The 13,842-nt window shown below is 33.6% G+C and carries 13 protein-coding genes and 1 other annotated feature (1 of these 14 running past the window's edge); of the genes, 7 read left to right on the top strand and 6 right to left on the bottom strand.

What is annotated here, in order from left to right:
- Positions 1–2 precede the first annotated feature (2 nt).
- From AC1RPJ_RS03460 to AC1RPJ_RS03440, 5 genes are all read right to left on the bottom strand, one after another.
- Positions 3–1,985 (bottom strand): cation:proton antiporter, encoded by a 1,983-nt coding sequence (locus AC1RPJ_RS03460; protein ID WP_481761373.1) that lies wholly within the window; start codon positions 1,983–1,985, stop codon positions 3–5.
- A 112-nt stretch (positions 1,986–2,097) separates the two neighbouring features.
- Positions 2,098–3,450: a gluconate:H+ symporter gene (locus AC1RPJ_RS03455; protein WP_481761372.1), complete on the bottom strand. Its 1,353-nt coding sequence runs from the start codon at positions 3,448–3,450 to the stop codon at positions 2,098–2,100.
- A 21-nt stretch (positions 3,451–3,471) separates the two neighbouring features.
- A complete protein-coding gene (gene gntK, locus AC1RPJ_RS03450; RefSeq protein WP_481761371.1) occupies positions 3,472–5,013 on the bottom strand; it encodes a gluconokinase in 1,542 nt (513 codons plus the stop codon).
- A gap of 106 nt (positions 5,014–5,119) precedes the next feature.
- Entirely contained in the window at positions 5,120–5,485 is a 366-nt protein-coding gene (locus tag AC1RPJ_RS03445; RefSeq protein ID WP_481762403.1) for a hypothetical protein, read from the bottom strand.
- Positions 5,486–5,503: 18 nt separating this feature from the next.
- Entirely contained in the window at positions 5,504–6,463 is a 960-nt protein-coding gene (locus AC1RPJ_RS03440; RefSeq protein ID WP_481761369.1) for a nucleoside hydrolase, read from the bottom strand.
- A 172-nt stretch (positions 6,464–6,635) separates the two neighbouring features.
- On the opposite strand from AC1RPJ_RS03440, the gene AC1RPJ_RS03435 reads away from it, so the two are divergent.
- The 7 genes from AC1RPJ_RS03435 (at position 6,636) to AC1RPJ_RS03405 (ending at position 12,652) form a co-directional block, all read left to right on the top strand.
- Positions 6,636–7,124, top strand: a complete 489-nt coding sequence (locus AC1RPJ_RS03435) for a DUF3013 family protein (RefSeq protein WP_481761368.1) — start codon at positions 6,636–6,638, stop codon at positions 7,122–7,124.
- A 12-nt stretch (positions 7,125–7,136) separates the two neighbouring features.
- Complete coding sequence (gene prmA, locus AC1RPJ_RS03430; protein ID WP_481761367.1) at positions 7,137–8,084, top strand: 50S ribosomal protein L11 methyltransferase; 948 nt, start codon at positions 7,137–7,139, stop codon at positions 8,082–8,084.
- Between the two features lie 9 nt (positions 8,085–8,093).
- Positions 8,094–8,822 carry a 16S rRNA (uracil(1498)-N(3))-methyltransferase gene (locus AC1RPJ_RS03425; protein ID WP_481761366.1) on the top strand — a complete coding sequence of 243 codons (729 nt, stop codon included), beginning with the start codon at positions 8,094–8,096 and terminating at the stop codon, positions 8,820–8,822.
- A 34-nt stretch (positions 8,823–8,856) separates the two neighbouring features.
- The gene (locus AC1RPJ_RS03420) at positions 8,857–9,180 is read left to right on the top strand and encodes a hypothetical protein (RefSeq protein WP_481762180.1); all 324 of its coding nucleotides are present in this window, start codon (positions 8,857–8,859) and stop codon (positions 9,178–9,180) included.
- A gap of 85 nt (positions 9,181–9,265) precedes the next feature.
- Complete coding sequence (locus AC1RPJ_RS03415; RefSeq protein WP_409022473.1) at positions 9,266–11,494, top strand: RelA/SpoT family protein; 2,229 nt, start codon at positions 9,266–9,268, stop codon at positions 11,492–11,494.
- Between the two features lie 24 nt (positions 11,495–11,518).
- The gene (gene dtd, locus AC1RPJ_RS03410; protein WP_481761364.1) at positions 11,519–11,965 is read left to right on the top strand and encodes a D-aminoacyl-tRNA deacylase; all 447 of its coding nucleotides are present in this window, start codon (positions 11,519–11,521) and stop codon (positions 11,963–11,965) included.
- Positions 11,966–12,028: 63 nt separating this feature from the next.
- Positions 12,029–12,652, top strand: coding sequence for an HAD-IA family hydrolase (locus AC1RPJ_RS03405; RefSeq protein ID WP_481761363.1), 624 nt, complete (start codon positions 12,029–12,031; stop codon positions 12,650–12,652).
- Positions 12,653–12,675: 23 nt separating this feature from the next.
- On the opposite strand, the gene AC1RPJ_RS03400 is transcribed toward AC1RPJ_RS03405, so the two are convergent.
- Entirely contained in the window at positions 12,676–13,533 is an 858-nt protein-coding gene (locus AC1RPJ_RS03400) for an N-acetylmuramoyl-L-alanine amidase family protein (RefSeq protein WP_481761362.1), read from the bottom strand.
- Positions 13,534–13,682: 149 nt separating this feature from the next.
- Positions 13,683–13,842: a binding site (T-box leader), on the top strand; it runs 28 nt beyond the window's last position.

Here is a 13,842-nt window from a genome sequence, read left to right as displayed (position 1 = left end):
TTTTATGATAAGTATGCTTCATTATTTTGCATGTAAACCATCTCATCGTATGAAATTTGTTCTCTTAACAGATTTGCCGTTGCAGGGGTGATTAATTTTTGTTCTAATTGAAGTTGAACAAAATTATATTCTAATTGAAAGGCATTTATAAAAATATTATTTTGTAAGATAAGTTCAGTCTCATTTGAAAACATTCTTCTGTGTCTAACTGATAAAAATTGTCTAACCAGAGTAACGGCCATTGAATTGTCAACAGTGGTAATAGAGGTTAAATAAGTAATTGCTGCCTGATAACTAGATTCCTCCATTAAAATAAAGTCATCTTTTGTATTATTATAATATTTTTTGAAAGTATTTTTTTGATTTTCAGTAACCTGAGATAGCGCTTTTTCGCCTTTCTTAATAGCAAAATGTTTAAATAAATGAAGTGAATAGAATTTCAAGTGTATTATGAGATGTTTAAGTGAAAATCCACGGGTTGATTGATAAGTTGTAGCAAGATACTTTTCGTACCAAGAACCAGTTTTTTCAGAAACCTGACCACTCGATAATAATTCATGCAAAATATTTTCTTCAATTTCTTGTGTTTTTTCTAATAGGTCATAAAAATCACTCTTTTTAGGCCGTTTTAAAAAATTTTGTTGGTTATATAGCGTTTCAATTACTGTTTGTCTTTCTGGACTAGGAATATTTGTGACATTAAGTTGTTCAACAGTGTAAATAACCATCTTAGAACGAATTTCACCAATATTTTCTAAAATAGTAATCTCATTCTTTTTGGTAATTAAGTGCGGTAGTAGGAAAGTAGGAACTAACATGCTAATTAATATAACTAATGCAGCTATAAAAATGATTTCATTTCTCATAGGGAATTCAATTCCTGAAACAGTTACTAATGGTAATGAGTATGCCATGGATAGTGTAATTGTTCCGTGAATTCCACTTAGGGCAAATGTAAAATCGTCTTTTGTTGATAAATTTTTTAATAGGAAGTGGGACCATAGAAAACGCATTAGTGTCATAATAAAGTAAATACCAATACTAATAACAAGTAAAATTAGTGAATTAAATCCTGAGCTTTTTAATAAATCCGAGGTAACAGTAGGCAATGTTAAACCTAGAACTACAAAAACAAACCCATTTAAAGCATCTGTAAGTACTTTCCAAATACTACTTGATATAAATTGTAATTTAGTTGAAGATAACCGTAAACGATCTTTTTGAACACCATGAATTAAACCGGCAGCAACGACTGCTAAAATACCTGAACAACCTAATTCTTCAGATATAAAATAAATTAAAAAAGGAGTTATTATTTCAATTGGAATCATAATTGCTGTATCTTCGATGTGCCAATTTAGTAACGTTAACCTTATTTTAACGAATACTAATCCTAAAAATGCACCAATTAAGAGTCCACCAAAAAATGATGTGCTAAAAGCACTTAGACCTTCGTTCATAGAAAAAGTACCTGAAGAGAAAGCAGTTAATGCTAAACTAAGACCAACAATACCAGATGCATCATTAAACAAGGATTCATTTTCCAATATATTCATCATTGACTCAGGAATCGGTAAATTTTTTGTCACTGAAGATACTGCTACTGTATCTGTGGGTGTGACAATCGCTGCTAACGCAAATGCTAAGGCAAGTGATAAATCAGGTAAGACTGAGTGAACTAAAAACCCAGTGACAATTATTGTTGCACCAACTAAAATGATGGCTAATGAAAGCGTCGTTAAAATATTTCTAGCTAATGCTCTTCTAGATGTATTTTGGGCTTCATTGAAAATAATAGGTGCAACGATTATCATAAAAAATAATTCTGGGTTAAGTTCGAAATGTTGGAAATTTGGTAATAAAGAAAGCGCTAATCCTATACCAATTTGATAAAAAGCTTGTGGAACTTTTGGAAACTTAACAGCAATCACATTTGCGATAACCACGCCACCAAGTAATAATAAGATAGCAGATAGTGAATCCATAATATTGCCTCCAATAATTTCAATTTAGAATGGTGTCTATTTTAACACATGTCTAAATTTAACAACATAATAAAAGGCTAAGTTATCTAAAATAACTTAGCCTTTTATTAATTTATACGAATAAGTTAATAAGCATAACACCACCGAGCCCTGAAACAGAGACGACTGTTTCAAGAACGGTCCACGTTGCGAGTGTTTCTTTAACGGTTAGATCAAAATATTCTTTAATCATCCAGAAACCAGCATCGTTTACGTGAGATGCAATTAAACTACCTGAACCAATGGCGATAACCATTAATGCAGGATCAACGCCTGACCCAGCTATTAAACCACTGACTAGACCGGCAGCTGTTAATGCAGCAACTGTTGCAGAACCAAGAGAAATTCTAAGAAGTGCAGCAATTAACCAGCCTAACAATAATGGTGATAACGATGAGGATTCAAACATTCTTGAGATAACATCTGCGACACCACCATCAACAAGAACTTGCTTAAATGCACCTCCACCACCAATGATTAAGAGTAGCATTGCAATTTGTTTAATGGCAACTTCAAGAGAAGCCATAATATCTTTGACTGGGATCTTTCGGGCAATACCCATTGAATAGATAGCGAACAGAAGGGAGAGCAGCATGGCAACGCCAGGAGACCCAACGAACATGAAAAAGGAATCTATAGAGTTAGGGTTCTTTGGTGTTATCCCTTTATTAATAATCATGTCGTAAACTGTTGAAATAGCCATAATTACAACGGGAAATAAAGATGTCAAAGTACTCATTGCAAAACTAGGTGTATCTTCAAGTTTAAATTCTTTTTGTGTTCCTAATGCGCTTAAATTTCCTTTTTGCTTAAATGCCGAAGGAATATATTTTTTTGCAATCATAGCGAAAAGTGGACCGGCAATCAATGTTACCGGAATAGCTAATAGTAATCCGTAAATAAGAACCATCCCTACATTAGCATTTAGTGCTGATGCAATTGCAGTTGGGGCGGGGTGAGGTGGTAAAAAGCCATGAGTAACTGAAAGTGCAGCTGCCATGGGAATCCCAAGATATAAAACTGAAATTCCTAATTCCGTAGCAATCGCAAAAACGATTGGGATCAATAAAACAATACCAACTTCGAAAAATAATGCAATACCAATAATGAATGATGCAAGTACGACTGCTAATTGAATCCATTTTCGACCAAATCGGTTAATTAAAGTAGTCGCAATCCGATAAGCACCACCTGAATCAGCAACCAGTTTACCTAGCATAGCACCAAAACCGAAGACTAAGGATAAATGACCTAATTGACTACCAATACCATTTTCGATAGAAGTCGTGATTTTATCTAAAGGCATCCCTAATCCAATGGCAACAACAAATGATGTGATAATTAATGAAACAAATGTATTTAATTTAAATTTAATGATTAATAAAAGTAAAAAGAGAATCCCAATAAAAACAATTAAAAGTGGCATAGTAACTTTCCCCCAATGAAACTAGATTTGATGATAATGTTTCCGCTGGAAATCAGCAATATTTTTATATTCAGCGCTTAATGACCTACTTACTCGAACAAATATAGGTAATAGCTCACGATATACTTCAAAGTTTTCTTTTTGTGGTTGGTGGACATGCATGGAACCAATCATATTTTCAACAGCAGATAGATCAGCAATTAAATGTAAACTTTGCATTCCTAAGACAGCTGCGCCAAGACAAGAACTTTCAAAACTTTCAGGAATTGTAACTTCTTGTTCAAAAATATCGGCTAATAATTGTCGCCATAAAGATGATTGGGCAAAACCACCTGTTGCTTGGATTCTAGTGGGTTTCCCAGCAATTTCAGTTAGTGCTAACATGACCATGTCTAAATTGAAAACGATCCCTTCAAGTACAGCTCGAGCCATATGCGCACGTGTATGTTGACGTGTTAAACCAAAGAATGAACCTCTAGCATTAGCATCCCAGAGTGGTGCCCGTTCGCCACCAAGATAGGGGTGGAAGAGGAGTCCATCGGAACCGGCAGGAACCTTTTCTGCAATTTGAGTGATGACTTCATAGGGATCAATTTTCATTTGTTCAGCAGTAATTTTTTCGGGTGTAAATATCTCATCGCGCAACCAGCGGAAGACGATACCGCCATTGTTAACTGGCCCACCAATGACCCATTTATTTTTGGCGAGCGCATAACAGAATAGTCTACCTTTAGGATCTGTAACAGGGTGATCGATAACCATTCTAACGGCACCACTCGTACCAATTGTGACAGCCGCAACACCCGGTTCGATAGCATTAACACCAAGGTTTGATAGAACACCATCACTTGCACCAACAATAAAAGGAACATCACGTTGGATACCAGTTATTTTAGAAAATTCAGTATTTAGTCCGGATAGTTGGTACGTTGTTTCAACTAGTTCTGGTAACTGTTCAGGTGTGACACCAGTTACAGATAATGCTTGCTTATCCCAATCTAAATTAAAAATATTGAATAAGCCTGTAGCTGACGCTAAAGAATGATCAATAACAAGTCGATCAAATAATTGATATAAAATATAATCTTTAATACCAACAAAATAGGCTGCCTGATTAAATAAATCTGGTTTATCATTCTTTAACCAAATTAGTTTTGATAATGGTGACATAGGATGAATAGGTGTTCCAGTTTTGAGATAAATTTCATGACCAACACCTGATTCATTTAAATCATCACTCCACTTGCTAGCTCTGTTATCAGCCCAAGTAATCGATCTAGTTAACGGTTTATGATTTTTATCAAGTAGAATTAAACTGTGCATGGCAGCTGAAAATGAAACGCCTTTTAAATCAGTGGGGCGTAAGTTCGCTTTTTTATTGACCTCAGTGATTGCTTTTGTTACAGCAGCATAAATTTCATCAGGATCTTGTTCAGCCATCCCATTTTCTTCTTGATAAAGTGAGTAACCAATATTAGCGTATTCAATTACGGTACCTTTAAGATCGTATAAAACTGCTTTCGTGCTTGTTGTTCCAATATCAACACCGATTATATGTGGCATAGTGATCTCCCTTGAATAAATAGTAGTATGAATAATAAAGTTTATTAAAATTACAGTTAACGCTTACATTATCGTCTTTGAGTTAATTTAAAGCAACTATCTTTACTTATTTAAAATTTGATAATAAAGGATAGAATGCTGCTAAAATTAAAAAGAAGGAAAGAATAATGATTAGAATAGTTTGACGGCGATTACCATGATGTAAGAATAAGTTTAAACATGAGGTAACAGCAATGTAACCACCAAGTATCATCAAAAAGATAAATGTATCTGTAATAGGATTTAAACTAATAAGCGAAAAAAGTCCCAGTATCAATAGCCAGTTACGACTATTTTTTTCCCAGGCTAACGAGCCAAAAAAAAGTGACTTATATGAAAATTTTCGACGTTTTTTTTTCGTAAATGTAGAAATATAAATAATAGTGGTCATAATAAACCAAATGGAAAGAATGAATGGACCGAGATATTGCATAAGTAAACTCCGTTAAATTTAATTTTTTGAAAATAAAGTTGATAAACGTGTCATAAAAGTCGATAAGAATCTTTCGGTTTCAACGGCAACAGCGACAACCGTTGTTGCTTGATTTGAATTTAGGCGTGTCTCGTCACCGATTGTACGTCCAGAAAAAGGCGCTTCTGTGTCAACTTTCATATTGATAGGTAAAGTAGTGACTAAAGATGCATCTATAGCAACGGCAACAGCTAAGGGGTCATGCAAAGCACAGCCGTCTAAATTTGTTTTTAGGTTTGCATAGGCGTTAATATAGTAATCAACAATATCGGCGAAAGCTCGACTTGATGGACTGTCAATTTCACGCCATAGCTCTGTTTCTTTTTTTGTTAAAAGTGTTTTAAGTGTTACGTCTAGACCTACCATTGTAATAGGCAATTTACTTTGGAATACTTCATTTGCGGCTTCTGGATCTTGATTAATATTTGCTTCAGCAACGGCAGTTACATTTCCAGGGATTGTTAAAGCACCACCCATTAAAACGACTTTACCAATTAATGTTTCAATTTTAGGATCTTTTTTTATGGCTAATGATAAGTTCGTTAATGGACCAGTAGGCACAATAATTAAATCTGATTGAAATTCATGTGCAGAATCGATAATAAAATCGATTCCAGATTCTGAGGCGTATGGTTGGCTTGATTTAGGGATTTTTATGTCACCTAAACCGTTCATACCATGTATTTCTTGGCTTATTTCTAAAGTATCAAAAGATTGAGTCGTGATTGAATGTTTCTCACCGAGATAAACTGGAATATTTGATTCACCTAATAAATTAAGTAAGTTCAAACTGTTTTGAACACCAGCTAGCATTTGCAGGTTACCGTAAGAACCTACAATACCAATTAAATCAATTTCGGTACTAGCGAGAGCATAGGCAATAGCCAATGCATCGTCAATACCAGTGTCTAAATCCAAAATCATTTTCTTTCTTCCCATAAATAAAACCTCCCCAATATTTTAATAACCTTAGTTTACCAAAAAAAGCGATAAATTGTTATCGTTTTCCTCTTTAATTAATGCATGAATGAATGCAATGCTTTATAATAAACTTTGAGAACTAAACAAAATTTGATGTAATTTAAATTTATTTAAAATATGAGGTGATAGTATGGCACAAGAAACATTGTTTGATTATTTAAAGAAGGAATTACCAAAAATTGATTTTGATGGTGATATTGTATTAGATTGGCAGAAAAAGGATCATACATTTACAGTAGATCTCACATTTTATGCTGAGAATAAGTCACAACAAGCAATTCTTGATATTGAAGGTGTTAACTCAGAATTACCCATTATTTCATTTGGGGATGCTATATTACTCTATGATGAAGAACGTTTTGACTCAAAGGAAGTTGAAAAAGAGTATTTAACAACATTACCCTTTCAAGGGAAATCGGGTTGGGAACGCTCAGAGGCAGCAGCATTTATTAACTATTTACAAATTGTACTAGACAATGGTCAAAGTGATTTGTTAGATTTTTTGAATGATGATGATGCTGAATTCTTTGAACTAAGTTGGTCAGCTAGCGATTTTGAAAAAATTCAAAAAGCACAAAGTACAGAAAAAAGTATGCGATTAATTTATCCAAAATTTTAGGAGGATTTCAATTTGAAATGGACAGAAGTAAGTATCTCAACAAGTAGTGAAGCTGTAGAAGCGGTTTCTAATATTTTAATTGAAAGTGGTGCTGAAGGTGTCCAAATTGATGATTCAAAAGATTTTGAAAAATTAATGCAGGATAATTTAGACGGGAACGATTTTACATCAGTTGAGCACCAAAATGATGGAGCAAAGATTTCTGCCTTTTTCCCTGAAACTATTTTTATTCCTGAAATATTGCCAACTATACAGAGTAGGGTTAATCAATTAGCTGATTTTGGACTTAATCCGGGACGTGGTCTGATTGAATTGAATGAAGTGGATGACCAAGGTTGGGGATTGGAATGGCAACAATACTACCATCCGGTTAGAGTTACCCGATTCCTAACAATAGTACCAAGTTGGGAGAAATATCAGGTGGTCCAACCTGATGAAAAAGTGATACGTTTAGACCCTGGTAAAGCATTCGGTACAGGAACACATCCCACAACCCGGCTAGCTTTGGTAGCACTAGAGCAAGTAATACGTGGAAATGAATCTATGATTGATGTTGGAACAGGTTCAGGTGTTTTAAGTATTGCTGCAAAACATCTTGGTGTTGGTCATATTGATGCGTATGATTTGGACGATATTGCAGTAGATGCTGCCGTATTAAATTTCAACTTAAATCCAATTGCAAATCAGATACATGTAGCAGCTAATGATTTACTAAATGGTATTGATAATAAGGTTGATTTAATTGTGGCTAATATTTTGTCCGAAATTATTGTACCGTTAATTCCGCAAGCTAGAAGAAATTTAAATCCAGGTGGCCATTTTGTGACATCTGGGATTATTGCAGATAAAGTCGATTTAATCAAGGAGTCACTGGTAACTGGTGGATTTGAAATACAACAGATTTTAAATATGGGTGACTGGTTCTCAATTATTGCAGTTAAAATGGATTTGGAAGGTTAGGTAGTAAAGATGCAGAGATATTTTTTGAAATCTGATGAGTTAATTTTAACAGATGAGGATTTTCATCATGCAATTAAAGTTATGCGTTTGGCTGTTGGTGATCAAGTTGAACTCGTTAAGCAATCAACAGAGGTTGTTGTTGCAAAGATGAAACAGGTTACTGAAAGTTCAGCTACTTTTGATTATCAAAAGACAGTAGAAACATTAGTTGAGTTGCCAGTAGAAGTAACAATTGCGTCGGCTCTTTCAAAAAAAGATAAGGCAGACTGGATTGTACAAAAAGGTACAGAAATGGGGGCTGCCCATTTTATATTTTTTAATAGTGATTTTTCTATTGCAAAATGGGATCAAAAAAAGCAGGCTAAAAAAATTGAACGTTTAAAAAAAATTGCTAAGGGTGCTGCAGAACAAGCACATCGAACTAAAATTCCAACGATTTCATACGCTAAAAAAATTGATGAGATATTTCAACAATCTTATGATATTCAGATTGTTGCATATGAAGAATCTGCTAAACAAGGTGAGGTTAGCCAACTAAAAAAATCATTTGATTTGATTGAACCTAATCAAAATATGATTGCGGTATTTGGTTCAGAGGGTGGTATTTCAAAATCAGAAATTGATAAGTTAGCTACAGCTGGTTATCAAAAGGTAGGCTTAGGACCTAGAATTTTACGTGCAGAGACTGCTCCGTTATACTTATTAGCGAGCCTTTCATTTGTTAGTGAATTAAGTTAAGTAAGGCATGAGAAAACGAAATGAGGAAATATTTTTGAAAAATTTTCTAAGCATAACAGCTGCATGGTACTTAACGGTAAGTATTGCCATCGGAATTGTGGTCCCGATGGTACTGACCTTAGTTAATGCAAACGATGTTATAAAAATTGGTGTTTCTTTATTTATAGTAAATGTCATTTTTTCTATCATTATTGGTGTTATTATTGGTAGAAATGATCATAGTTTGATTTTTAACTTTTTCTTTCCAGTTATTTTTGCAATAGGTGTGTTGTGCCATTTATTTCAAAGTATCACTATCTTTTTTGCAATTATTTATCTTTGTTTATCATTATTAACATGGGGAATTTCAAAAAAATAATACAAATACTTTATGAATACATGAGTACGCGGACTGCATTATGGAATCGCGTATTTTTATTTTATATAAAAAGAGGTGTGTAGATATGACAAAAGAAGAAATGTGGAGTGCTAGAGACGTTTTGGAAATCGTTGAAAGCTATATGAATGAAGAACATGTTGCATTTGTACAAAAAGCATGTGATTTTGCTACCTATGTTCATAAGAATCAATATCGTAAGTCTGGCGAACCATATATAATGCACCCAATACAAGTTGCTGGTATTCTTGCAGAATTAAAAATGGATCCGGAGACTGTTAGTGCAGGATTTTTACATGATGTTGTTGAAGACACACCAGTTACTTTAGGTGATGTAGGCGAACTTTTTGGTAAAGATGTGCAAGTAATTGTCGATGGTGTAACAAAATTAGGTCAAATTCAATATAAATCTCATCAAGAGCAATTAGCTGAAAATCATCGTAAATTATTGTTAGCGATGTCTAAAGATTTACGTGTTATTATTGTGAAATTAGCAGATAGGTTACATAATATGCGGACGTTAAAACACTTACGTCCAGATAAGCAACGACGAATTGCAAATGAAACGTTAGAAATATATGCACCATTGGCAGACCGTTTAGGTATTAGTACGATTAAGTGGGAATTAGAAGATAGTTCATTACGTTATCTGAACCCCCAACAATACTATCGAATTGTTCATTTGATGAATTCTAAACGTGAAGAACGTGAGGCTTATATTTCTGGAGCTATTGAAGAAATAAAAGTTTCCATTAGTGATTTAAAAGTTTCAAGCGAAATTTATGGGCGACCAAAGCATTTGTATTCTGTCTATAAAAAGATGAAAGACCAACATAAACAATTCTCTCAAATTTATGACCTCCTAGCTGTTAGAGTAATTGTTGGATCAATTAAAGATTGTTATGCGGTACTTGGGGCAATACATTCTAGATGGAAACCAATGCCTGGAAGATTTAAAGACTATATTGCGATTCCAAAGGCTAACTTGTACCAGTCTCTGCATACGACTGTTGTCGGACCAGAGGGACGTCCTTTTGAAGTTCAAATTAGAACAAAAGAGATGCATGAAATAGCTGAATTTGGTGTAGCAGCACATTGGGCTTACAAAGAAGGTGTGAAAGAGAAAGTTCAGCAAGATGACGCGGGTACAAAATTAAATTGGTTTAAAGAAATTATTGAATTACAAGATGAGACTGATGATGCTTCTGCTTTTATGGAAAGTGTTAAAGGCGATATCTTTGGTGACCGCGTTTATGTATTCACACCTAAAGGTGATGTTTTTGAATTACCCAAAGGTGCAGGACCACTTGATATGGCCTACAGTATTCATACTGAAATTGGACATCATACAACGGGTGCAAAAGTTAACGGAAAGATTGTGCCATTAGATTATCAAGTCAAAAATGGAGACATTGTTGATATCTTAACTAGTAAAAGTTCAATAGGACCAAGCCGTGATTGGGTTAATTTGGTGCATACAAATAAAGCTAGAAATAAAATTAAACACTTCTTCAAACTACAAGATCGTGTTGCTAATGCAGCTAAAGGTGAAGATTTATTGACGATGCAATTAATTGATTTAGGATTTGATCCTAAAAAAGTCATTACAAAAGAAAATATGAAACAGCTTTTGGATAAAAGACAATTGTCTGAATCAGATGACTTGTATGCTGCAATTGGATTTGGAGAGGTAGCAACGTTAGGTGTCGCCAATGCTTTAACGGAAGATATTCGCTCTAAAGAAGAAGAAGTTCGACAAGTTAATGAGCAGAAGGCAATCCTTGAAGAACATAAAGAAATGAAAAAACCAGACGTATCTGAAAAAAATCGTAAAAGTAGCCATGATGGTGGTGTTGTAATTGATGGCGTCGATAACTTACTTGTTCGATTAAGTCATTGCTGTAATCCTATTCCAGGAGATGACATTATTGGTTATATTACAAAGGGGCGTGGTGTTTCAGTTCATAGAACTGAATGTCCTAATGTTATTAAAGCTGAAGAGTCCGGGGAAAGAATTATTAGTGTTAAATGGGATAAAACCATGGATGATAAATCTAATTATCAATCTGATTTGGAAATCCAAGGGTACAATCGTTCTGGACTTTTGAATGATATTTTACAATCATTGAATAATACAACTAAGCAATTAAGCTCAGTTAATGGCCGTGTTGATAATAATAAAATTGCGACAATGGATGTTTCAGTTGGCGTAAAAGATATTGTTCAATTAGAAAGAATTATGGAAACTTTGAAAAGTGTTGAAGACGTTTATGCTGTTAAAAGGAAAATTCATTAATTTTCTAATGGAGGTACTAAAGAAGTGAAAATTGTTGTTCAACGTGTTAAAAAGGCTAGTGTTTCGGTAAATGGTCAGGTATTAAATCAGATTAATGTAGGATATCTTTTATTGGTGGGATTTAAGACGGGTGATACATCTACTGAGATAGATTATATGGTAAAAAAAATCTCTAATTCCAGATTATTTGAAGATGATATGGGAAAAATGAATTTAAGTATTCAAGAAATAAATGGAGAAATTCTATCTGTTTCACAATTTACTTTGTACGCGTCAACAAAAAAAGGGAATAGACCAAGCTTTACAGATTCTGAAGAACCTAATTTAGCTGAGGAACATTATGATGAATTTAATCAAAAATTGGCTGAAATAGTAACTATTGTTAAACCAGGTCAATTTGGAGCAGATATGGATGTTGAACTTATAAATGATGGACCAGTAACAATTATTTTTGATACAGAGAAAAAATAAAGGATGTATTAGAATCAACTCTAATACATCTTTTTGGTGTAAAGAATATTTGGAGGGTATAAAATGATAAATAATTATTTTTGGGACTTTGATGGGACGCTTTTTGATACTTATCCTGAGATGGTTAAGGCATTTCAAGAAGCGTTACGTTTACAAAATGTAATTGCGACTAGAACAGAAATTTATAAAATTATGCGAGAAAAATCTGTTAGACAAGCAATTCAAATTTATCAAGAAACAAATTTGAATTTAGATGTTGAACAATTGAGGGTAAGCTATGATGATTTAGAAAGACAGAGTCAAAAAAATGCAAAATTATTTCCTGGTGCAAAAGAAGTTTGTAAATGGGTGGTTGATAATGGTGGACAAAACTTTTTATTAACCCATAGGGATCAAAGCGCAATTGATATGCTTAGGGAAACAAATATTATTCATTTGTTTTCAGATTTTGTTACTTCAGATCAAAAATTTCCAAGGAAACCTAATCCAGCGTCACTTAATTATCTTGCAGAAAAAAATGCAGTTGATTACCAGAAAGCAGCAATGATTGGTGATCGGGAGTTGGATATTGCTGCAGGGCATAATGCAGGTATGAAGGGATATTTATTTGATTTTGATCAAATGATTTCAACAGTTGAAAAACCAGATAAGCGTGTATTGAAATTAATTGATTTAATACAAAAATAAGACAATGATAGTTAAGCATTGTCTTATTTATTTTGGATATAATTTGTTAAACCTTCAACGACTGATTTTGCTGTTTTTTCTTGAAAGCTGCTACTTTGGATTAACTTAAAGTCATATTTTGTATTAATGTACCCTAATTCTAGTAAGACGGATGGTTGTGTATTATCTCTTAGAACAAGAAAATCGCCAAATTCCGTTCCACGATTATCAAGACCGGTATCGTTTAATTCGGCATTTATTGAATTTGCAAGTGCTAAATCAGCTGTCTTATTATAGTAGTAACTTGTTAAACCAGTTGCTTCATCATCATTAGGCGATGAATCAAAATGGAAACTAATAAATGCATCTGCATTATTTGATTCTGCAAGTTTAGCGCGTGGGGCTAAATCTACATACGAATCAGAGTCTCGTGTTAAAATCACATTGGCGCCACGTTTCTTAAGAAGATAAGCTACTTTTTTTACAATTTGAAGCGTGTAGATTTTTTCTTGTTTATCTTTGATTGAAAGTGCACCTGAATCGTTACCGCCATGTCCGGGATCTAAAACAATCGTTGCTTCAGATAATTTAGTCACTTTGGCATTTTTTTTAGAAAGAATCCAGTTTGCTACCCAACCTTTTTTAGTATTTGGCAAACTTACGTATGACCAATTATTTTTTTCTCGAATAATTGTAATACGCTCACCTTTCTTAAGAGTGTCTAACACTTTATTTGACGTACTTGGTCCGGTACGTACATTAATATTGTCAGATGTAACAACGGTTTCTTTTAAATAAGTTGTCGTTTTTACAATACCTAAACATAGGGTACAAAAAATGATGATTAATAAAATGACTCTTGGCCAGTTTATGCTGAATCCATGTTTTCTATTTGTTGACATTTATGTACTCCTTTAACTATAGATATTGAATCTAAATATTAGTATACCAAATATTTGTTCAATAGTAAGAATCAAATTTAATAATATTGTAAGTTAAGCTGTACTTGACTTTAGAGAGTTACTCGAGTAACTTTATAATTAATAAAATATTAAAACCGATGAAAAAGAAATTAGGTTAGTTAAATTGTATAGAGAGTGAATAATTTGCTGAAATATTCACCATTTTTGCTAACCGAAAGACACTTTTGAGGTGCGTGTGGTTAAATCACATGTCGTTTAAGTTGCGTTAAGCTATTAGTAAAAAATTAA

The sequence above is a fragment of the Dellaglioa sp. CoH-57-MRSF-17 genome, from assembly GCF_056782015.1.
This window is presented reverse-complemented; position numbering and strand designations above follow the sequence as displayed.